The following is a 21,221-nucleotide window of genomic DNA, read 5'->3' as shown; positions in this document are numbered from 1 at the left end:
CGGCCGGCCGGGGACGCCCCCGACGAGGTGCGCACGGGCGGCCCGTCGGCACGGGGGCGTGCCGCGCGAGGAGCATAGCCAGCGCGGGCCGCACGGGCGGGCGCGTCCGGTACGGAGGTGCCCGGATGTGACGCACGAGGACCCAGGGGCTGGAGGGCTCAAGGGTGGGATGCTGGCGGCCGAAACGGTAGGGGCACGCTGCCGTCACCCGTCTGGAGCATCATGCTGCTGCGTCTCGTCCTCTCGCTCGGCCTCGCCGCGGGCGTCGCCGGCGGGGTCCTGCCCGCGCCCGCCGTCGCACCGTCGCCCGGGGCGCCCGGTGGCCAGGTCGTCGCCGGTGCGGGGGTGGTCCGCCACGCCGCGGCCGCTGCGAGCGGTGACGGGACCGGCTCGGGGACCGGCTCGGGGACCGACTCCGGTACCGGCCTCGGTGCCGACGCCGACGTGCAGGTCGCCGAGGTCCCGCTCGTGCTCGACGTGCCCGGCGACGCCGCGGGCGCGGCGGCCGGCGCCGGTGCCGTCGACCCCCTGGCGCCGCTGCCCGCCGACGCGCCCGTGGCGGCGCTGGACACCGAGGAGGACGGTCCGCTCGCACCCCTCGTCGTCGACGAGGGGGCCGCGGGGCGCGTGGTCTCCGAGCCCGTGGCCGTCGCCGACTTCCAGACCCTCGGCGTCACCTGGGCCGACGGGCCCGCGCCGGACGTGCAGGTGCGGACCCGGACCGACGACGGCTGGTCCGCCTGGACCGCCCTCGAGGTCGGCGACGACGCGCCCGACGCCGGCACCCCCGACGCCGAGGCCGCGGCCCAGCGGGCCGGCACGCAGACGCTGTGGGTCGGGGAGTCCGACGCCGTCCAGGTCTCGGTGGCCGCCCCGGCGGACGGGACGACGACGGCGCGCGACGTCGAGCTGGTGCTCGTGGGCTCCGAGGCGACCGGCCCCGCCGCCGTGGTCCGGCCCGCGGTCGCCGCCACGCCCGCCGCCGCCGGCATGCCGCCCGTCGTCACCCGCGCCGCCTGGGGCGCCGCGTCTCCGAGCTGCGAGATGGCGTCCGCGAAGGCGCTGGTCGGCGCGGTGGTGCACCACACCGCCGGCTCCAACGCCTACGCCGACCGGGCGCAGGCGATGCAGCAGATCCGCAACGACCAGGCGTACCACATGCAGGGCCGCGGCTGGTGCGACCTGGGCTACAACGTCATCGTCGACAAGTTCGGCACGATCTACGAGGGCCGCGCCGGGAGCCTGGACAAGGCCGTCATCGGCGTCCACGCCGGCGGCTTCAACACGGGCACGCTCGGCGTCTCCATGCTCGGCACGTTCACCACGGTGGCCCCGTCGCCGGCGATGACCGACGCGGTGGCGCGCATCGTCGGGTGGCGCCTGGGTGCCTACGGCGTCGACCCGCGCGGCACGATGCAGTACTGGACCGGCGCCGGCGAGAACTCCCGGTTCACCAACCGGACGGTGACGCTCCCGCGCGTGCTCGGGCACCGGGACGTGGCCTACACGGCGTGCCCCGGGGACCGCGGCTACGCGACCCTCGCGGCGATCCGCAGCGCCGCGGCCGGCTACGCGCCCGGCACCACCACCTCCGACGCCGCGTCGCTGGTGAAGGCCCTCTACACCGACCTGCTCGACCGCCCCGCCGAGGCCGGCGGCGTCACCTCCTGGTCCTCGCTCCTCGTGCAGGGGACGTCCTCCGCGGACCTCGTCGGCGTCCTGACCAGCTCGACGGAGTACCGCACCCTGCGTGTGCGCGAGGCCTACGAGCAGGTCCTCGGCCGCTCCCCGGACGCGGGCGGCGCCGCCGGCTGGGTCGCCGCGATCGCGGCCGGCCGCCTGACGGTCGACGACGTGCAGCGCCTGTTCTACGAGTCGCCGGAGTTCTACCAGGCGGCCGGCGCGACCGACGCCGCCTTCGTCACGCGGGTGTACGAGGTCATGCTGGGCCGTGCGCCCGGTGCCGCCGAGCGGGACTTCTGGGTCGCGCGCATCGCCGCCGGCAACCGCGGGCAGGTGGCCGCCGGCGTCTGGGCCTCGCTCGAGGCCGCCCAGCAGCGGGCGTCCGGCTACTACCGCACCTTCCTGGGGCGTGACCCGGAGTGGTCCGGGCGTGTGTACTGGGGGCAGCAGCTGCTGGAGCGCGGCGAGGGCGTCGTGCGCACCGGCATCGCGGGGTCCGCCGAGTACTGGGCGCGGGCCCTGACCCGGTACCCGGCCGTCAGCGCGTGACGCACGGCGACTCCGGGCATCACGACGAGCACGACGACGAGCACGACGAGCACGACGACGAGCGGGACGACGAGGGGACCACGGTGCGCAGGCGCGTCGACGAGGACGGGACGACGGGGACCCGGGCCGGGACGATCAGGGCCGGGACGATCAGGGCCGGGACGATCAGGGCCGGGACGATCAGGGCCCGGGCGACCGGGGCCGGCACGGCCGGGAGGACCGGCGCGGTCGCCAGGGCCGTCCGGCTGCTGACGGTCGCGGCGGTGGTGCTGGGGCTCGTCGCGGTCGACGCCGCGCGCGGGCCCGTCGCGTCCGCGCACGCCGAGGACGGGTCGCTCCGGCTCACGGTCACCGGGCACGGCTGGGGCCACGGCCGCGGCATGGGCCAGTGGGGCGCCCTCGGCTACGCGCAGCAGGGCGCGCCGTACCAGACGATCCTCGGCCACTACTACGGCGGCACGCGGCTGGCGGCCGACGCCGGCAACCCGTGGGTCTTCGTCGAGCTGACGCGGTTCACCGGCGCGGCCACGGACGTCCTCGTCCAGGGCTACGGCCTGCACGCCGGCTCGACGAGCGTGCCCGGCTACGGCTACCTGCGCCTGCGGTGGAACGGGTCGGCGACGGAGGTCCAGACCGGCCCGTCGTGCGGCGGCCCCTGGACGACGGCCTCGACCGTCGGCGCGACGACCGTGGAGGTGGGCGCCGGCGGCGCCGGCGGCCTCGACGGGCTCATCCGCACGTGCGAGCCCACCGGCAGCACCGGCTACCGCGGTGCGCTGCAGCTGCGCGTGGTCGGTGGGACGCGCTACGTCGTCAACGCCGTGCAGATCGACGACTACGTGCGCGGCGTCGCGGCGGCCGAGATGCCGCCGTCGTGGGGGAGCACCCCCAACGGCATGGCGGCCCTGCGCGCCCAGACGGTCGCCGCGCGCAGCTACGCGCTCGCGTCGTCCCCGCGCGCCTCGGGCGCCACCCTCTGCGACACCACCGCGTGCCAGGTCTACCGCGGTGCCTTCTCGACGGGCGCGCAGGGCCCGGGGGCGGCCCGGACGCTGCGCGAGGACGCCCGCTCCGACCAGGCGACCGCCGAGACGTCAGGGCAGGTCATGCGCACCTCGGCCGGGCGCATCGCGCGCACGGAGTTCAGCGCCTCGACCGGCGGCTGGACCGCGGGCGGCACGTTCCCCGCGGTCGTCGACGACGGCGACGCCGTGGCGGGCAACCCGCACCACACGTGGACCCTCGCGACGACGGTCGGGGAGGCGGGGGCCCGGCTCGGCGTCGGCGTCCTGCGCAGCTTCACCGTCACGGGCCGCAACGGGCTCGGCGCCGAGGGCGGCCGCGTCATGTCGGCGCGGGTCGTGGGCACCACGGCCACGCGCACGATGACGGGCAACGAGGTGCGCCAGGCGCTCGGGCTCAAGAGCGACTGGTTCACGGTGTCGCTGTCGCCCGCCGACGCCGCCGCGCTGGTCCGGGCCCTCTACCAGGACCTGCTCGGGCGCGACGCGGAGCCGTCCGGCGTCGCCTCGTGGTCGGGGCTGCTGATCGGCGGCGCCTCGTCGGCGGACCTCGTCGGGGTCCTCACCTCGACGCAGGAGTACCGGGAGCGCCGGGTGCGGCAGGCGTACGCCGAGGTGCTCGGGCGCCCCGCCGACGACGGCGGCCTGCGCGGATGGGTCGACGCCGTGGCCGCCGGCCGGCTGACGATCGACGACGTGCAGCGGCTGCTGTACGAGTCGCCGGAGTTCTACCTCGCGTCGGGGTCCGACGACGCCGCCTACGTCGGGCGCGTGTACACGGTCATGCTCGGCCGGGCGCCGAGCCCGGAGGAGTCCGCCTACTGGGTCGCGCGCGTGCGCAGCACCGGGCGCGGGTCCGTCGGGTTCGGCGTCTGGATGTCGCTCGAGGCGGCGCAGGGCCGGGCCGCCGGCTACTACCGCACCTTCCTCGGGCGCGAGCCGGAGTGGTCCGGCCGCGTGCACTGGGGGCAGGTGCTGCTCGAGCGCGGCGAGGGCGTGGTGCGGGTCGGTATCGCCGGGTCCGACGAGTACTGGGCCCGCGCGCGAGTGCGGTTCCCGGCCTGAGCGGGAGGGCCGGCGGGCACCCGGCCGGGCGTCGCGTCCGGCCGGGTCGCGCCCGGGTCGGGCGCGGTCGAGGCCGGGTCAGGCGCCCGGGACCGACGCGTCGATCTGGCGGTCGAGGATCGCCTCGGCGCGCTCCTGCTCGCGGTCGGGCCCGGTGCGGTGCGTGCGGACGTGGCGCCGGTACTCGCCGTCGCGGATCGCGTTCGCGGCGGCGAGGGCCAGCTCGTCGCGCCGCAGCGTCTGCGTGCGGGTGAGGATCCAGCCGACGGTCAGCAGCAGCATCCCGACGATGAACGACGCCACCCCCGCGATGAGGCTCGGGAACCGCTCCACCTCGCCCGTCTCGACGAAGCCCGCGATCGCGACGCCGACGAGCACCGCCGCGGCCACGAGCCACGGCACCGACATGAGGCCGAACGCCTGCAGCGGCCGGTGGTCGCGCCACAGCCGCAGGATCGCGCGCAGGATGGCCCAGCCGTCGGCGTAGGTCGACAGCTTCGAGACCGACCCCTCGGGCCGCGCGCCGTAGGGCGCGGGGATCTCGGCGTAGGCGAGGTCGAGCGCGACGGCGTGCGCGGCGATCTCGACCTCGACCTGGAAAGCCTGCGAGCGCACGGGCATGGAGGCGGTGAACCGGCGGCTCATGCCCTTGTAGCCGGTGAGGATGTCGCGCAGGCCGATGCCCGTGAGCGCCCGCTGCAGCCCCGTGAGGGCCGCGTTGCCCCACTCGTGGCCGGACCGGTACTCGTCGCCCTCGGCCTTGCTCGCCCGGGACACGTTCACCAGGTCGTAGCCGCGGCAGTAGACCTCGTGCACGAGCTGCACGGCCGCCGCGGGGTCGTACGTCGCGTCGCCGTCGACCATGATCGTGACGTCGTGGTTGCTGTACTCGAGCAGCCGCCGCACGACGCGGCCCTTGCCCTTGATGGGTACGTGCACGACCGTCGCGCCGGCGCCGCGGGCGACGTCGCCCGTCCCGTCCGTGCTGAGGTTGTCGCCGACGAGGACCTCGATGTCCGGCAGGACGGCCCGGAACCCCGCGATGACGCCGCCGATCGTGGCGGCCTCGTCGTGGCAGGGGACCACGAGGAGCACCGAGGCCCCGGCGCAGCGCTCGCAGGGCCAGCCGCCCGGGGGCTCGCGCCGCACCGTGCCGTCGTGCGTGTCCACAGGTCCCCCATCGGGTCTCGTCACCGCGGGTGCGCGGCGGGTGCTGTCGCGTGGGCGGGCCGTCGTGGGGCGTGTCCGGCCGGCGGTGGCCGGGCCGTGGCGCGTGGCCGCCGGCGCCCAGGGTAGCCGGGCGGGCGGGGGCCATGACCTACAGTGGCCCCGCGCCGCGCGCCTCGTGACCCGTGCCGAGGGCCGGCACGCGGCCGCCGCGGCAGCAGGGTGCGGCGCCGCACGCGGACCCGTACCGGACCCGCGACGAGCCCGTACCGACCACGTACCGACCACGTACCGACCACGTACCGACACGTACCGAACGAGGGAACCCCCGCATGGCGACGACCACCGCAGCCGCCCACGGCCCCGGGACGGCGGCCGGTGCGACGACGACCGGCGCGACGGGCCGGTGGGGGCGCGACCGCCTCCTGTGGTGGCTCGCCGCCGGTGTCGTCCTCGTCGGGGTGTCCGTGTGGACGGTCCTGCGGCGCACGCAGCACTTCCTCCAGGCCGACGGCGTCCAGCAGTCGGTGATGTCCGTGCAGGACGTCGACCTGTTCTTCTGGGGCCAGAACCGCTTCTTCGCGTTCACGTCCGTGCTCGCGCAGCCCTTCGCGGACCCCGACGTCAACCTGTTCGTCTGCCTGCTCGTCAACGCGCTCGCGTTCCACGTGCTGCTGCTGCTGCTCGCGTGGATGGGCGTCCGCGCGGTCACGGGCTCGCGGGACCGGTGGGCGACCGCGGTGCTGTTCGGCGGGCTGCTGGCCGGTGCGCACCTGCTCATCGCGCCCGTCCGCCTGCACATCCTGGCGCTCGAGAGCCAGCCGTACTCCCTGTCCTGGTCGATGGCGCTCGGGTCGTTCCTGCTGTGGAAGCGTCGCTCGCCGTGGGCGCTCGGCGCCGCGGTGCTGCTCGTCGGGCCGGCCGCCGGGCTCAACCCGTCGGTCGTCCTCGTCGTGGCGTTCCTCGCGGTTGTCGAGATGGTCCGACGCCGCCAGTGGGTGCGCTGGCTCGTGCTCGGCGCGGTCTGGCTGGCGTGGCTGGCGGTGTGGCAGGTCCTGTCGGCGCGGTTCGGCGGCACCGCGGGGCCGATCCCGGACGCCGAGCAGCGCTACTTCGCGTTCGACCTGCCGCAGTTCCTCCGGGACACGCCGCTCTCCCTCGGGGCCGTCACCGGGGCGTTCCGGCCGCTGCCGCTCGTGCTGCTCGCGGTCGTCGCCGGTCTGGCCGTGCTCGCGCTCGCCCCCGCGCGGCGGGCGGCGCTGCTGCAGCGGCTCGCGCTGGCCGGCGTGTTCTGCGCCCTGTACTGGGCAGTCTTCACCGGCAACCCGTGGGTGGCGGTCAACGGCTACCCCGTCCGGTACTTCTACCCGGTCGTCCTGTTCCTCGTGGTGCTCGCCGTGGTCCCCGTCGTGGCGCTCGCGGTCGGCCTCGTGCGGCCCGAGGGCGTCCTGCGCCCCGGGCTCGTGCCCGCCCGGCTCACGCGCGGCGGGCCCGCACGGGCCGGGCGCGCGGGGACGGCGCCCGGCTCCCGCGGGCCCCTGCCCCGGGCGGTGCCGCTCGTCGGGGCGGCCGGCGTGCTCGTCGTCGCCCTGGCGGGGCCGCTCGTGCCCCCGGAGCGGGCCGACGTCCTCACGGGCGTGCGCGCCACCGGCGACTTCGTGCAGGAGAACGACGTCACGTTCCTCGCCGGGTACTACTGGGACATGTGGCCCCTGCTCCACGAGACGCTCGACGCGGGCCGCGACGCCACGTACGTCACGGGGTTCAAGAGCGGTGGCGACCCGGTCGGCTACCGCACCGCCTTCGAGCGCGAGCTGGCCGAGGGCGACGGGCCGCCCCTGGCCGTGTGCGTCAACGAGGAGCTGGCGTTCTGCCTGACGTACCTCGACTTCTGGACGCAGGAGGGCTGGCGGCCGACGGGGGAGACGTGCCCCGTGCCCGGCACGACCCCGCAGCTCGGCAGCCCGCCCGTGCGGCAGTGCCTCGTGCTGGAGTACGCGGGCGCGGTCTGACGGGGGCGCCGCCAGGCCCGACGAGCGGGACGCGGGCCGCGGGGGAGCGGCCGGGCGACGGGCCCGTGCACGGGCGCCCGCCGGTCGGTGACGTCAGGCCGTCGCGGGCACCAGCCCGACGTCGAGGCGGACGAACCCGACCTCGCGCGAGTCGGCCTGCACCGTGAGCTGGGCGCCGTCGCGGAGGCGGTGCACCTCGGCGCCGGTCGGCCCGGCGATGGCGCCGTGCACGGTGTAGGAGCCCTCGCCCAGGTGCAGCGCGGGGATGGTGAAGTCGAAGGCGGCGCGCCCGACGACGGTCGGCAGCGGCACGCCGAGCAGGCGGCTGTTGGTCCCGTAGATGCCCTGCCCCGAGCCGGACTCGAAGCCGAAGCCGAGGATCCAGTCGCCCGTCAGCGGCTCCGTGGCGTCCACGGTGACGCGCACGGCGAGCGGCCGCCCCGGGGCGACGACGCCGACCGGGGAGCCGCCGTCCAGCACCTCGACGGCGCTGATCGTCGCCTTGGGCCGCTCCTCCGCGGGCGCCGGGGTGGCGACGGCGCCGCCGGCGGCGGCCTCGGCCTCCTGGCGGGCGCGGCGCTCCTGGTCGCGCTCGATGTCCTCCGCGCGCATCTGGTCGAACTCCGAGCGCAGGACGCGCAGCGCCTCCGCGGGCGTCCCGTCGGCGACGAGGCGGCCGTGCTCGAGGACCACCGCCCGGTCGCAGACGTCGGCCACCTGGTCGAGGCCGTGCGTGACGAGCACGATCGTGCGGCCCTCGTGCTGGAACGAGCGGATGCGGTCCATGCACTTGCGCTGGAACGGCTCGTCGCCGACGGCCAGCACCTCGTCGACCAGCAGGACGTCCGGGTCCACGTGCACCGCGACCGCGAAGGCCAGGCGCACGTACATCCCCGAGGAGTAGAACTTCACCTGCGTGTCGATGAACTGCTCGATGCCGGAGAAGTCGACGATCGCGTCGAAGTACCGGTCGGTCTGCTTCGTGCTCAGGCCGAGGATCGACGCGTTGAGGTAGACGTTCTCCCGGCCGGTGAGGTCCGGGTGGAACCCGGCGCCGAGCTCGAGCAGCGCGGCCATCCGGCCGCGGGTGCGCACGGTGCCGCTCGTGGGCTGCAGGATGCCGCCGATGGTCTTGAGCAGCGTGCTCTTGCCGGAGCCGTTGGGGCCGATGAGCCCGACCGTGGTGCCCGACTCGATCGACAGGTCGACGTCGCGCAGCGCCCAGAAGTCCTCCTTGTGGCGCTGGGAGCGGCCGAAGTTGACGACGCGCTCCTTGAGCGACTTCTCCTTGCGGATGACGAAGCGCTTGGAGACGCCCTCGACCTGGACGACGGTCGGACCGGACGAGCGGGCCATCACAGCTCCTGCGCGAAGTTGCCCTGGAGGCGCGCGAAGACGCGCTGGGCGACGAAGGTGAACACGACGCCGACGAGGAAGGCGATCCCCAGCCGTGTGAGCAGGTTCTCGGGGACCGGTTGGCCGTCCCCGGCCACCCAGAAGACCTTCTGGAAGCCCATGACCGCCAGCGCCATCGGGTTCGCCAGGTAGAGGTCCTCGAGCCAGCCGTCGAGGCGGGGCTGGACGAGACCCCAGGAGTACACGATGGGCGAGACCCAGAAGAACACCATGACGGCCACCTCGACGAGGTACTGCACGTCGCGCAGGTAGACGTTGACGGCCGCGAGCAGCAGTGCCCACGCCAGCCCCCACACGACGGTGACGGCCAGGGTCGCGGGGAAGTACAGCCAGCGTTCGCCGGTCGGCGGGTCCCCGATGATGAGGGTGGCGACCACGAGCAGCAGGAGCTGGACCGCGAAGTTGAAGAGCGCAGAGCCCAGACCCGCCAGCGGGAACACCTCGCGTGGCAGGTAGACCTTCTTGATGAGGCCCGAGTTCCCCACGATGGACGCCGTGCCAGACGTCACCGTCTCGGTGAAGAGGTTCCAGATCGTCAGGCCCGCGTAGATGAAGATCGCGAACTCGGGGATCTGGCGGGCGGCACCGAGGAACTGCCCGATCGCGATGGCGTAGATCAGCAGCAGGGTCAGGGGCCGCAGCAGGCTCCAGAGGAAACCGAGCGTGCTGTCCTTGTAGCGGGCCTTGAGCTCGCGCCGGATGAGCAGGTCCAGCAGCTCCCGGTGCGCCCACAGGTCCTTGACCTGCGCGACGAAGCCGCTCGCGACGCCCGGCTGCGGACCGGTGACCCGCAGCGGCTCGGCGGCCAGCCGGGCCACGCGCGTGTCGTGGCTGGTGCTCATGGACGTGCTCCCTCGACGGACGGCGGCCGACCGAGCGGCCGCGACAGCGTACCTGGCGTGCCCGGAGGGCCTAGGCGGGCACCTCGTGGAACAGCGTCCACAGCCGCTCGGCGTACTCCTCCCAGGAGGTGACCGGGCGTGCCCGGGCCTCGGCGGCGAGCCGCGCGTGCAGGGTGTCGTCGGTGAGGAGCCGGTCGAGCGCGGCGGCGAGGTCCTCGTCGTCGCGCGGGTCCACCAGCAGGGCCCCGCCGCCGCCGTCCGCGATCTCCCGCATGGAGCCGAACGCCGAGCCGATGCCCGGGGTGCCGGCGGCCAGCGACTCCGCCAGCGGCAGGCCGAAGCCCTCGTTGACGGACGGGAAGACGGTGCAGCGCGCGAGCCGGTAGGCCGCCCAGAGCAGCCGGTCGTCGAGCTTGGAGGCCGTCTCGACGGGCCGCCCGTCCTCGACGAGCTCGGCGAGCCGCTCGGTGAACTCCTCCGAGCTCCACGAGTTCCCGCCGACGAAGGTGAGGCTGAATCGGCGGCCGCGGCGCCACAGCAGCTCCGCCGCCTGCAGCACCGCGAGGTGGTTCTTGCGGGGCTCGTGGGAGCCGACGCACAGCACGAGGGGCAGGTCCCCGACGAGGAACCGCTCGCGGGCGTCCGCCAGCGCGTCGGCGTCGGGTACCGGGGCGTGCGCCGGCAGGAGCACGGGTGCCACGCGGGGGCCGGTCAGCCCCGCCCCCTCGAGCATGCGGCACCAGCCGCCGTACTCGGTGGCGGCCGCCTGCGAGATGGTGCCGACGACGTCGAACGTGGCGACGGCGGCGAGGTTCAGCGCGAACACGGCCGCGAAGCCGTGCGCGGAGGTCTCGCTCGACGTGAGCGGCACGAGGTCGAACCCGATGACGGCGCAGCGGGCCGCGGAGTACCGGCCCAGGCCCTGCAGCGACGCGCACCGGCGCGGCTGGATGGCCAGCTCGGGCAGGACGTAGGTGGCCCCGCGCCACGGCACGACGACGGTGGTGCCGCGCGTGCCGCGCGTGTCCGCGGCAGCCGTCCCTGCCGGGGAGGCGACGGCCCGGCCCGCCAGCGCGGCGTCCCGGTCGGCGTCCGGGAGCGGGACGAGGGCGTCCATGTCGGGCGTCCACGCGACCGCGGTGTAGTCGTGCGCGTCCCGCCACGCGCGGCCGACGTGCCGGGCGACGCGCTGGATCCCCGTGCCGAGCGGGTACAGGACGAGATCGCCCATGTCGACGAGCGTCCCCTCCGCCTCCACGCGCACCTCGCGGGTGGCGGAGGCGCCCGTCGTCGCGGCGCGGGCCGCGTGCAGCACGGCCGCGGGCCCGTCGAGGGTGGCGGCGCGCCGGGCGTCGACGACCTCGTCGGCCGTCGGGAGCCGGGCGGCGAGCACCGCGAGGGCGAGCCAGGTGGTCGGGTCGTCGGCGTCGCGCAGCAGGGCGACGGCCTCCCGCTCGAGGTCGGCGGCGCTGCCTCCGCGCACGGGGCGCAGGGGGTCGGTGCCGTCGAGCGCGGCCAGCAGGACGCGCAGGCGCCGCTCCCACACGTCGGCGGGGACGCGCGCCGGGAGCACGGCGGGAAGGACGGCGGGCAGCACGGCGGGCGCAGCGGCGCGGGCGGCGCGGCGCACGACGGCTGCGGCCCGCCCGGCGGCGGAGCGGGCGAGCGCGGACGCCCCCGCGGAGGTGGTGCGGCCGGCGGCGCTCATGCGGTCTCCTCGACGAGGTCGGCCCAGAGCTCGTCGGCGTAGTCCGCCCACGTCCGCGCCGGGATGGCGGCGGCCTCCGCGCGCAGCCGGGCGCGCAGGTCGGTGTCGGTGACGAGGCGGCGCAGGCCCGCGAGCACGTCGTCGTCGTCGCGCGGATCCACGGTGACGCAGCCGCCGAGGGCCGCGATCTCGCCCTGGCTGCCGTACCGGGTCGTGAGCACGGGTGTGCCGCAGGCCAGGGACTCCGCGACGGGCAGGCCGAACCCCTCGTGCAGCGACACGAACGCCGTGCACGACGCGGAGCGCAGCAGCGTCCACAGCTCGTCGTCGTCGACGCCGGTGCGCCAGTCGAGCGGCCGGCCCGCGGCGCGGATCCGGTCGAGCTGGCCCTGCACGCGGCTGACGTCCCACCCGGGACGCCCGACGAGGCACAGGTCGAACTGCGCGCCCTCGCGCCAGAGCCGCTCGGCGGCGTGCAGCAGGGCCCCGTGGTTCTTGTGCGGCTCGAGGCGCCCGACGGACAGGACGAGGGGACGCTCGCGACGCGGGCGCGTCCAGCCGGGCGGCGCGGGCGGGACGGTCGTCGGCAGCGCGACCTCGCTCACGCGGGGGCCCGGCAGGCCCTGCGCCGCCATGGCCGCGGCGTACCCGGCGAACTCCTGCGCCGCCGAGGAGCTGATCCCGGCCATGCGCCGTGTGTGCTTGACGACGGTGAGGTACTCGGCGAACCCGTTCGGCTCGCCCAGGGGTCGCAGGTCGGCGCTGACGACGGGGATCGCGTCGTAGCCGATGCCGACGACGCGCGAGCCCGACAGCTCGGCGAGCGCGGCCAGCCGCGAGCAGCGCGGGTCGGGCGCCGGCACCTCGAGGAGCACGACGGTGGCGTGCCAGGGCACGAGCAGCGGGGTCAGGTCGCGCGCGCGGTCCTCCGCCGCGGCCTCCTCCTCCGTCTGCTCGACCGGGCCGGTCCACCGGGCCGCGCGCTCCGTCTCGGCCGGGGTGAGGGCGCGCAGCCCGCCGCCGCCCCACGTCCAGCCCGCCAGCTCGACGTCCCGCTCGACCGCCCAGACGCGGGCCACCTCGCGGGCGACGCGCTGGATGCCGTTGTGGAAGTCGTAGCGGGCGCAGGAGTCGACGTCGACGAGCGTGCCGGTCACGACCCGCAGCGGCCGCAGGGCCGAACGGAAGCGGCGGGCGAGCGCGACGCCGGCGTCGAGGAGGCTCAGCGTGAGCTCCCGCTCGCCCTGCAGGGCCGCGCTGCGCTGCAGCGTGCGCACCTCCGCGGCGGACGGGTAGGCGCCGGCGAGGGCGGCGAGCAGCAGCCACGCCAGGTCCGCGCGACGCGTGCGGGCCAGCTCCCGCGCGAGCTCCGACAGCGCCTCGGACGCCTGCGTCCGCGGGCCCCAGCCGGCGTCGGGGACATGCCCCAGGACGACCCGGGCGACCTCCAGCAGGCGGGCGGCCGTGGCTTCCTCGACGCGCTCGGCGACGTCGGGCTCGTCGTCGGGCATGCCGGTCGAGGTGCGCGTCGGCGCGCCGGCCGACCTGCCGGCGGCACGGGCGGCGCGGGCGGTCGGCGTCATCGGGTCGCGGCCCGGCGGCGGACGGCGCGCAGGGGCGCGGTCACCCGCCAGGAGACCGTCCGGCGCATGGCCTCGAGCTCGCCGCGCAGGTGGTCGGCCGTGCCGTCCGGCGGGGGCGCGCTCGCGGAGGCCACGGCGTCGGCCCAGCGCCCCAGGGCGGCGGACCGCCACCGGACGAGGTCCTCCGTGAGCCCGTCGATGGTCGCGCGCCGCTGCAGGTCGAGGTCGGTGTCGTACTCGTCGAGCGGGCAGGCGGGGTAGGAGAGCAGGGGGCCCAGCCGGTCGGCGTGCTCCTCGGCGACGTAGAAGCGCGACAGCCCGTCGAAGAGGCAGAAGCGGTAGCCCGCCGCCAGCAGGTCCGGCTCCCACGCGCCGTGCGTCGGCGCCGTGGTGCGCGGCTCGGTGGCCTCCACGACGAGCACCCAGGGCCGCCACGTGCGCAGGTCGACGCTGCGCAGGACGGCGCCCTCGGCGCCCTCGACGTCGACGACGACGAAGTGGAGGTCGTCGGCCGGCGACCAGCCCGCGGAGGCCAGCACCTCGTCGAGCCGGCGGGCGGGCACCTGCAGGTCCTCGGCCGCGTAGCCCGCGCTCGTGTGGCCCTCGGCGATGTGGTCGTCGAGGGTCGACAGGCCCGTGTCCCCGATGCGGTGCAGCGTCACCGTGCCGCCCGGCGTGCCGGCGGGGACGTCGACGACGGCCGCCTCCACCTGCGTGTCGCGCGGGCGCTCGGCGCGGTGCAGGGCCGCCAGCGTGGGCACGGGCTCGACCGTGATCCCCGACCAGCCGCGGTCGTAGAAGCCGCGCGTGACCGAGAACGTCCGCGGGTGGTTGGCCCCCACCTCGACGTAGCGGCCTTCCGCGACGCCGCGCAGCGCGCGCCACAGGACGACGTCCTCACGGTTCTGGGCGAAGGACACGAAAGGACCGGGCATCACGCCGTGGAGCATAGCCGCGGCCCACCGGGCCTCCCCGGGCGGCGCGGGCCGCGCCGCTATGCTCGTCGGCGAGCTGTCCACCGTCCCCGAACGAGAACGAGACCATGGCGCGCGCACTCATCACCGGCATCACCGGCCAGGACGGCCTCTACCTGGCCGAGCTCCTCCTGGGCAAGGGCTACGAGGTCTTCGGCCTCATCCGGGGCCAGAACAACCCGAAGCTCGACCTGGTGCGCCGCACGGTGCCGGACGTCACGCTCCTCACGGGCGACCTGACGGACCTCTCGTCCCTGCTGCGCGCCATGGAGGTCGCGAAGCCGGACGAGGTCTACAACCTCGGCGCCATCTCCTTCGTCGCGTACTCCTGGGAGAACGCGATGCTGACGTCCGACGTCACGGGCAAGGGCGTGCTCAACATGCTCGAGGCCGTCCGCCTCTACGCGGGCGACGACCTGTCGAAGGTGCGCTTCTACCAGGCCTCGTCGTCGGAGATGTTCGGCAAGGTGCAGGAGGTGCCGCAGCGCGAGTCGACGCTGCTGTGGCCCCGCTCGCCGTACGGCGTGGCCAAGGTCTTCGGCCACTACATGACGATCAACTACCGCGAGTCGTACGGCCTGCACGCCTCCTCGGGGATCCTCTTCAACCACGAGTCGCCCCGCCGCGGCCCGGAGTTCGTCACGCGCAAGGTCTCGCAGGCCGTGGCGCGCATCAAGCTTGGCCTGCAGGACGAGCTCGTCATGGGCAACCTCGACGCCAAGCGCGACTGGGGCTTCGCCGGCGACTACGTCGACGCCATGTGGCGCATGCTGCAGCAGCCGGAGGGCGACGACTACGTCGTGGCGACGGGGGAGACGCACTCCATCGGCGAGCTGCTCGACGTCGCCTTCTCGGCCGTCGGCATCGAGGACTGGTCCGGCATCGTCAAGCAGGACCCGCGCTTCATGCGCCCGGCCGAGGTCGACCTGCTCATCGGCGACCCGGCCAAGGCGCGCGAGGTCCTCGGCTGGACCCCTCAGGTCGGCTTCCGCGAGCTCGTCACGATGATGGTCGAGAACGACCTCGTCGAGCAGCGCGCGCTCGCCGGCAAGTAAGCGGTGCGCGCCCTCGTCACCGGCGTCACGGGGCAGGACGGCGGCTACCTCGTCGAGCGGCTGCTGGCCGACGGCGTGCAGGTGCACGGCCTCGTCCAGTCCCGGGACGGCGCGGCCGCGGACCTCGCGGCCGCGCACCCGGAGCTCGTCCTGCACACCGGTGACCTGGCCGACCACGACGGGCTGCGCGGCCTGGTCGACGAGGTCGAGCCCGACGAGGTGTACAACCTCGCGGGCATCAGCTCCGTGGCGTACTCCTGGGAGCACCCGACGCTGACCGCGCAGCTGTCCGGGGTGGCCGCCGCGGTGCTGCTCGAGGCGGCCCACGCCCTGCAGGAGCGGACGGGCCGGCGCGTCGCGTGCGTCCAGGCGTCGTCGGCGGAGATCTTCGGCCAGGCCGAGCGCTCACCGCAGGACGAGCGCACGCCGGTCGCGCCGGTCTCGCCGTACGGCGCCGCCAAGGCGTACGCGCACCACATGGCCGCGGTCTACCGCGGGCGGGACCTGCACGTGGCCTCGTGCATCCTCTTCAACCACGAGTCGCCGCGGCGGCCCACGGCGTTCGTCACCCGCAAGATCACCGCCGCCGCGGCCCGCATCGGTCACGACGGGCACGGGGTCATGCGGCTGGGCAACCTCGAGGCGCGGCGGGACTGGGGCTGGGCCCCGGACTACGTGGACGCGATGGTGCGTGCCGCGCGGCACACCACGGCGGAGGACTTCGTCGTCGCGACCGGACAGACGCACTCCGTCGGCGAGTTCGCGGAGGCGGCGCTGCGCCGCGCGGGCATCGGCGACGACTGGGCGCAGCACGTGGAGGTCGACCCGGCGTTCTTCCGGCCGGTGGACGCCGCGGTCCTCGTCGGGGACCCGACGAAGGCCCGCACCCTGCTGGGCTGGGGGCCGACGGTGACGTTCACCGAGCTCGTCGGGCGGATGGTCGACCACGACGTCGCGCTGCTCGCGGCGGAGGGGGCGTGAGCGGGGCGACCGGCGGCGCGACGGGCGGGGCCGGGCACGGCGCGGGGCCGGTGGTGCGGCCCGGCGTCGTGTCGGTCGTGCTGGTCAACTACCGGGGCGCGGACGACACGATCACGGCGCTGCGGGCCTTCGAGCAGGTCGACTGGCCCGCGGACCGGCTCGAGCTCGTCGTCGTCGACAACGACTCCGGCGACGGCGGCGCGGACCGCATCCGCGTCGCCGTCCCGCACGCGCGGGTCGTCGACGCGGGGTCGAACACCGGGTTCGCGGGCGGCTGCAACCTGGGCGTGGCGCACAGCACGGGCGAGTACGTCGCGTTCCTCAACAACGACGCCCGTCCGGACGCGGGCTGGGTCCGCGCCGCGGTCGAGGCGTTCGAGGACCCGACGGTCGGGGCCGTCGCCAGCAAGGTCCTCGACTGGGAGGGCCGCCTCGTCGACTACGTCGACGGCTCGCTCACGTGGTTCGGCATGGGCTACAAGCGCGAGGTCGAGCGGCCGGACGCCGGGCAGTGGGACACCCCGAAGGACGTGCTGTTCGGCACGGGCGCGGCGATGTTCGTGCGCGCGGACCTGTACCGCGAGGTGGGCGGGTTCGACGAGCGCTACTTCATGTTCTACGAGGACGTGGACCTCGGCTGGCGCCTCAACCTCCTCGGCCAACGGGTGCGGTACGTGCCGGGGTCGGTGGCCTACCACCGCCACCACGTGACGATGAAGAAGTTCGGCGACTACCGCGAGAGCTACCTGCTCGAGCGCAACGCGCTGCTGTCCATGGTGAAGAACTACGAGGACGGCACGCTGGCGCGGACGCTGCCGGCGGCGATGCTACTGGCCGTGCGGCGCGCGGTGGCGCGCAGCGGGGTCGACGCGACGGCGCTGGACCTGCAGCGCTCGCCCGGCGGCGACGACGTGGGCACCATCGAGGTCCCGAAGACGGCGCTGACGGGGCCGTGGGCACTGGAGTACCTCGCCGAGCAGCTGCCCGGCCTGCTCGAGACGCGCCGGGACCTGCAGGCCCGTCGTCGCCGCAGCGACCGCGACCTGTTCCCGCTCTTCCGCGAGGCGATCGAGCCCGCCTACGGCGAGGCGGCGTACGTCGGCACGCACGACCTGCTCGTGGAGGCCCTCGGGCTCGACGAGCACTTCCGCAGCCGGCACCGCGTCCTCGTCGTCACGGGCGAGCCGTTGGGGGATCGCCTGGCGGGCCCGGCGATCCGCGCGTGGGAGATCGCGAAGGCGCTGGCGCCCGAGCACGACGTGCGGCTCGTGACGACGGCCGGCGCGCGGCGCAGCAGCCCGGACTTCGCCGTGTCGTACGCCGGCGGCACGGGGCTGCGCGAGCCCACGGACTGGGCCGACGTCATCGTGTTCCAGGGCTTCCTCCTCGAGCACGCGCCGTGGCTGGCGGGCTCGTCGAAGGTGCTCGTCGCCGACGTGTACGACCCCATGCACCTCGAGCAGCTCGAGCAGGCGCGCGACCTGGGCGCGGAGGGCCGCCTCGACGCGGTCACCACGACGACGCGCGTGCTCAACGAGCAGCTGCGCCGCGCGGACTTCCTGCTGTGCGCCTCGGACAAGCAGCGCGACTTCTGGCTGGGCCAGCTCGCGGGGCAGGGGCGCGTGAGCCCGGCGGTGTACGACGAGGACGCCACCCTCGACAACCTCCTGGCCGTCGTGCCCTTCGGCATCGAGGACGCGCCGCCCGTGCAGCGCCGGCACGGGATCAAGGGCAGCGTCCCCGGCATCGGGCCCGACGACAAGGTCGTCCTCTGGGGCGGGGGCGTCTACAACTGGTTCGACCCGCTCACGCTCGTGCGCGCGGTGAACCGGCTGAAGGACGACCACCCCGACGTGCGGCTGTTCTTCCTCGGCATGAAGCACCCCAACCCCGGGGTCCCGCGCATGCGGGTGGCCTGGGAGACGCGGGAGCTGGCCGAGTCGCTGGGCCTGGTCGGCACGCACGTGTTCTTCAACGAGGACTGGGTGCCCTACGACGAGCGGGCGGACTACCTGCTCGACGCCGACGTCGGCGTGTCGACGCACTTCCACCACGTGGAGACGGCGTTCAGCTTCCGCACGCGCATCCTCGACTACCTCTGGGCGGGCCTGCCGGTCGTCGCCACGGACGGCGACACCTTCGGGGGGCTCATCCGCGAGCACGGGCTCGGGCGCGCGGTGCCGGCCGAGGACGTGGACGCGCTCGCCGGGGCGCTGGCCGAGATGCTGTACGACGAGGGCGCCGCCGACGCCGCGCGGGCCGCCGTGCGGGCCTTCGCCCCGCGGTTCGCCTGGTCGCGGACGCTGGCACCGCTCGTCGCGTTCTGCCGTTTCCCGCGCCGGGCCGCCGACCTGGCCGTGCCCGGCGAGCCGGAGGGGCCGCGCCGGGCGGTGCGGCGCCGCCCGCGGCCGACGGTCCGGCAGGACGTGGAGCTGGCGCTGGGCTACCTGCGGGCGGGCGGCGTGCAGGAGGTGGCGCGGCGCGCCTCCGGGCGCGTGACGCGGGTGCTGCGGCGGGGCTGACGGGGACGGTGGTCCGGCCCGCCCGTCGGACCATCCGCCGGTCCGGTGGGCGGGGTCAGCGGACGAGACCGGTGCGACGCGCCGCCGCACCCGCCGCGCCCCGGACCTGCCGCAGCCGGAACCGCAGGTCCCCGCGCGCGCGGGCCCGGCGCCGTCCGGCGACCTCCTCGAGGTGCGCGGCGATCGCGCGACCGGCCACCGCGGGGCTGTGCCGCTCGCGGATGTCGCTCGCGGCCCGGCGTCCGCGCACGGCTGCGGCGGCGGGGTCGTCGAGGACCGCGCGCAGCGCCGCCGCGGCGGCGTCGAGGTCGGGTTCCGCCCACCGACCACCGGCCGGGTAGGGCGCGGCGCCCGCCGGGATGGTGCCCGGCGAGCACGGCACGAGCCAGCTGTTCTCCTCCGTCATGAACTGCAGGTTCCCGCTGTACCCCGTCGCGACGACGGGCCGGCCCCACGCCATCGCCTCCGCCATGGTCAGGCCCAGGCCCTCGCTGCGGTGCAGCGAGGCGTAGGCGGCGCACCCCGCCACGAGGGCGTCCCGCTCCGCGGCGTCGAGGTAGTCCTCGAGGAGCACCACGTGCTCGAGGTCGACGACCCGGCGGCGCAGCCGTTCGGCGTCCTGCGGCCGGTGCTCGGCGTTGATGGTCTTGAGCACCAGCACGGGCCCGTCGTGGGGCGTGACGGCCGCCGTGAAAGCGTCCACCAGGCCGAGGGGGTTCTTGCGGTCCAGCGTGCTGAGGTGGTCGAACGCGAACAGCACGTAGGGCCGGTCGGGCACGCCGAGGTCGCGCGGCCGCACCACGGGGGCGGGCCCGCGCTGGGGCAGCGGGGGCGTCAGCGTCACCACCGGGACCGGGCTGTGCGGGGCGATCGCCGCGCGGACGAAGTCGGTGGCGACCCACACCTCGTCGACGGCCGCGAAGCCGCCGTGCTGGTCGGCGGGGAAGTCCTCCACCTCCCAGTACCACATGCCCACGCGCAGGCTGCGGTCGCGCAGGCGCGGCGGCAGCGACGCGACGACCGTCGGCGTGAGGTCGGCGTTGACGCACACGACGGTGGTGTCGAAGGTGACGGCCTCCGCGTCGCGCTCGGCGCGCCCCGGCGTGCGCACGGCCCGCTGCCGGCTGCGCACGAGCCCGTCCCCGACGGTGAGGGCGGCGTGGGGGACGCCGGCGGCGTCGAGCGCGGCGACGAGGCCGCGCGCCGACTCCCCGAGCCCGAGCTCGCCGCGCAGGAAGCCGACGACGGTGACACCCGGCTCGGGCGCGCCGGCGGGGGCGGGCGGTGGCGGCGGTGCGGCGGCGGCGCGCCGGAGGGCGGGCTCGACGAGGGCTGCCGGGGCCCCGTCGGCGACCGCGTGCTCGCGTGTCCAGGCGAGGAACCGCGGCGTGTCGGCCCCCGGCACGCGAGGAAAGGCGCGCCGCAGGTCCGGCCGACGTGCGAGCAGGGCGGCGAGGACCGGTGCCGGGGCACCGGCCGGCCCGGGTGCCGTGAGGCGGCCGAGCAGGTCGTCCGCGGTGCGCGGGTCGTAGGGGTCCGCGGGGGTCGTCGGGTGCGCGCCGGGGCCGGGGCCGGGCCCGGACGTCGGTGCGGCCTCCTCCGGGAACGCACCGAGGGCGACGAGCGCGTCGCGCAGGAGGTCGTCGACGGGCACGCCGAGCGCGGTGCGGGCGGGGTCGAAGGCGTCCGGCGGCACGAGGGGTGCGGGCGCGTCGCGCAGGCAGCGCGCGACGGCGGCGACGAGGGTCGCGAGGTCGCGCTCGTCGTCGAGGCGCCGCTGCGGCACGCCCGGGCGCGCGTCCAGCAGCCGGGGACGCACCGGGTCGAGCCCCGACAGGTCGAGCAGCTCGACCGGTCGGCCGGCGACGGCGAGGCCGGACGTGGGCACGCCGGACCACGCGGACAGCAGGGCCGCCGGCTCCCGCACGGCCGCGTGGGGCACCGCCGCGGCGAGCGCGTCGAGCCAGCGGTCGTCGTCGGGCGTCGCGGTGCGCCACCACGCCGCCACGGCGGTGCCCGGTGCGCGCAGGGCGAGCGCGCCGGGGTGCCACCAGCCGCGGCCCGGGACCGACGCCCCCGCCCCGTCGCCCGGGTGGGCCGGCGCCCGCGGGACGAGCGCGAGGTCGGCGTCGGACAGGCCCGCCAGCAGGGCGTCCGGGCGCCGCAGGGGCAGGACGCCGGGGGCCAGGACGAGCAGCGGCGTGCCGGCGGGCACCTCCCGGCCCGCCGCCGCCACCAGGTCCGGCAGGAGGGCCCGGGCCGCACCCGCGCCGCCGTGCCGCAGCGCGAGGGCGTGCAGGCGCCCGACGGGGACGCCCCACCCGGCGGCGTCGCGCACGTCGGGGGGCAGGTCGTCACGCGCCTCGGCGCGCGGGGCCGCGGGGAGGTCCGTGCCGTGATCCGAGCGCAGGGCGGCCGGCAGCGCCGGGACCGCGGGGTCGAAGGTGCCGTCGAGGTCCAGCACGTGCACGGCGAGCCCCGGCAGGACCGCGCGCGCCGCGGCGACCGTCAGCGCCGCCGCGCGGGCGGTCGCCGCGCTCGTGGCGAGGAGGAGTCGGGGGTCGGTGACGACCGGCACGGGCGGGGTCCTCCTGCGCGTGGTGGGTCCGCGGACCGGTGCGGGGCGGGCGGGGCGGTCCCAT

The 21,221-nt window shown here is 76.1% G+C and carries 13 protein-coding genes; 6 read left to right on the top strand and 7 right to left on the bottom strand.

From position 1 onward, the window contains the following. Positions 1–222: 222 nt before the first annotated feature. Complete coding sequence (locus AC2TDM_RS12835; protein WP_484634860.1) at positions 223–2,232, top strand: DUF4214 domain-containing protein; 2,010 nt, start codon at positions 223–225, stop codon at positions 2,230–2,232. Then, positions 2,229–4,319: a DUF4214 domain-containing protein gene (locus AC2TDM_RS12830; RefSeq protein WP_484634859.1), complete on the top strand. Its 2,091-nt coding sequence runs from the start codon at positions 2,229–2,231 to the stop codon at positions 4,317–4,319. The genes AC2TDM_RS12835 and AC2TDM_RS12830 overlap by 4 nt, the downstream gene beginning before the upstream one ends. Positions 4,320–4,397: 78 nt before the next feature. Here the strand turns inward: AC2TDM_RS12830 and AC2TDM_RS12825 are convergent, their stop codons facing one another. Beyond that, the gene (locus AC2TDM_RS12825; protein ID WP_484634858.1) at positions 4,398–5,489 is read right to left on the bottom strand and encodes a glycosyltransferase family 2 protein; all 1,092 of its coding nucleotides are present in this window, start codon (positions 5,487–5,489) and stop codon (positions 4,398–4,400) included. Positions 5,490–5,818: 329 nt separating this feature from the next. Between AC2TDM_RS12825 and AC2TDM_RS12820 the strand changes: the two genes are divergently transcribed. Continuing rightward, positions 5,819–7,498: a hypothetical protein gene (locus AC2TDM_RS12820; RefSeq protein ID WP_484634857.1), complete on the top strand. Its 1,680-nt coding sequence runs from the start codon at positions 5,819–5,821 to the stop codon at positions 7,496–7,498. Between the two features lie 93 nt (positions 7,499–7,591). Here AC2TDM_RS12820 and AC2TDM_RS12815 read toward each other — a convergent pair whose 3' ends face one another. From AC2TDM_RS12815 to AC2TDM_RS12795, 5 genes are all read right to left on the bottom strand, one after another. Beyond that, positions 7,592–8,854 carry an ABC transporter ATP-binding protein gene (locus tag AC2TDM_RS12815; RefSeq protein WP_090029682.1) on the bottom strand — a complete coding sequence of 421 codons (1,263 nt, stop codon included), beginning with the start codon at positions 8,852–8,854 and terminating at the stop codon, positions 7,592–7,594. Beyond that, positions 8,854–9,756, bottom strand: coding sequence for an ABC transporter permease (locus AC2TDM_RS12810; protein WP_484634856.1), 903 nt, complete (start codon positions 9,754–9,756; stop codon positions 8,854–8,856). The genes AC2TDM_RS12815 and AC2TDM_RS12810 overlap by 1 nt, the downstream gene beginning before the upstream one ends. A 70-nt stretch (positions 9,757–9,826) precedes the next feature. Further along, positions 9,827–11,464: a glycosyltransferase family 4 protein gene (locus AC2TDM_RS12805; RefSeq protein WP_484634855.1), complete on the bottom strand. Its 1,638-nt coding sequence runs from the start codon at positions 11,462–11,464 to the stop codon at positions 9,827–9,829. Further along, positions 11,461–12,975, bottom strand: coding sequence for a glycosyltransferase (locus AC2TDM_RS12800; protein WP_484634854.1), 1,515 nt, complete (start codon positions 12,973–12,975; stop codon positions 11,461–11,463). The genes AC2TDM_RS12805 and AC2TDM_RS12800 overlap by 4 nt, the downstream gene beginning before the upstream one ends. A 68-nt stretch (positions 12,976–13,043) precedes the next feature. Continuing rightward, positions 13,044–13,982 (bottom strand): FkbM family methyltransferase, encoded by a 939-nt coding sequence (locus tag AC2TDM_RS12795; RefSeq protein ID WP_239078945.1) that lies wholly within the window; start codon positions 13,980–13,982, stop codon positions 13,044–13,046. A gap of 107 nt (positions 13,983–14,089) precedes the next feature. Here AC2TDM_RS12795 and AC2TDM_RS12790 point away from each other — a divergent pair, with 107 nt between their 5' ends. The 3 genes from AC2TDM_RS12790 to AC2TDM_RS12780 are packed head-to-tail and all read left to right on the top strand — an operon-like array spanning position 14,090 to position 18,579. Continuing rightward, on the top strand, positions 14,090–15,076 hold the full coding sequence (locus AC2TDM_RS12790; RefSeq protein ID WP_090029691.1) for a GDP-mannose 4,6-dehydratase: 987 nt from the start codon (positions 14,090–14,092) through the stop codon (positions 15,074–15,076). Positions 15,077–15,079: 3 nt separating this feature from the next. After that, positions 15,080–16,057 (top strand): GDP-mannose 4,6-dehydratase, encoded by a 978-nt coding sequence (locus AC2TDM_RS12785; protein ID WP_484634853.1) that lies wholly within the window; start codon positions 15,080–15,082, stop codon positions 16,055–16,057. Then, a complete protein-coding gene (locus AC2TDM_RS12780; protein WP_484634852.1) occupies positions 16,054–18,579 on the top strand; it encodes a glycosyltransferase in 2,526 nt (841 codons plus the stop codon). Before AC2TDM_RS12785 ends, AC2TDM_RS12780 begins: the two co-directional genes overlap by 4 nt. A 55-nt stretch (positions 18,580–18,634) precedes the next feature. Here the strand turns inward: AC2TDM_RS12780 and AC2TDM_RS12775 are convergent, their stop codons facing one another. After that, on the bottom strand, positions 18,635–21,157 hold the full coding sequence (locus tag AC2TDM_RS12775; RefSeq protein WP_484634851.1) for a glycosyltransferase: 2,523 nt from the start codon (positions 21,155–21,157) through the stop codon (positions 18,635–18,637). Between the last annotated feature and the right edge of the window lie 64 nt (positions 21,158–21,221).

The organism is Cellulomonas sp. plas2 (assembly GCF_057221735.1).
This window is presented reverse-complemented; position numbering and strand designations above follow the sequence as displayed.

Bases quoted from the DNA above. Each gene is read 5' to 3' on its own strand.
- AC2TDM_RS12835 (WP_484634860.1), top strand. From the start codon at position 223: ATGCTGCTGCGTCTCGTCCTCTCGCTCGGCCTCGCCGCGGGCGTCGCC.
- AC2TDM_RS12820 (WP_484634857.1), top strand. From the start codon at position 5,819: ATGGCGACGACCACCGCAGCCGCCCACGGCCCCGGGACGGCGGCCGGT.
- AC2TDM_RS12815 (WP_090029682.1), bottom strand. From the start codon at position 8,854: ATGGCCCGCTCGTCCGGTCCGACCGTCGTCCAGGTCGAGGGCGTCTCC.
- AC2TDM_RS12810 (WP_484634856.1), bottom strand. From the start codon at position 9,756: ATGAGCACCAGCCACGACACGCGCGTGGCCCGGCTGGCCGCCGAGCCG.
- AC2TDM_RS12805 (WP_484634855.1), bottom strand. From the start codon at position 11,464: ATGAGCGCCGCCGGCCGCACCACCTCCGCGGGGGCGTCCGCGCTCGCC.
- AC2TDM_RS12800 (WP_484634854.1), bottom strand. From the start codon at position 12,975: ATGCCCGACGACGAGCCCGACGTCGCCGAGCGCGTCGAGGAAGCCACG.
- AC2TDM_RS12795 (WP_239078945.1), bottom strand. From the start codon at position 13,982: ATGCCCGGTCCTTTCGTGTCCTTCGCCCAGAACCGTGAGGACGTCGTC.
- AC2TDM_RS12790 (WP_090029691.1), top strand. From the start codon at position 14,090: ATGGCGCGCGCACTCATCACCGGCATCACCGGCCAGGACGGCCTCTAC.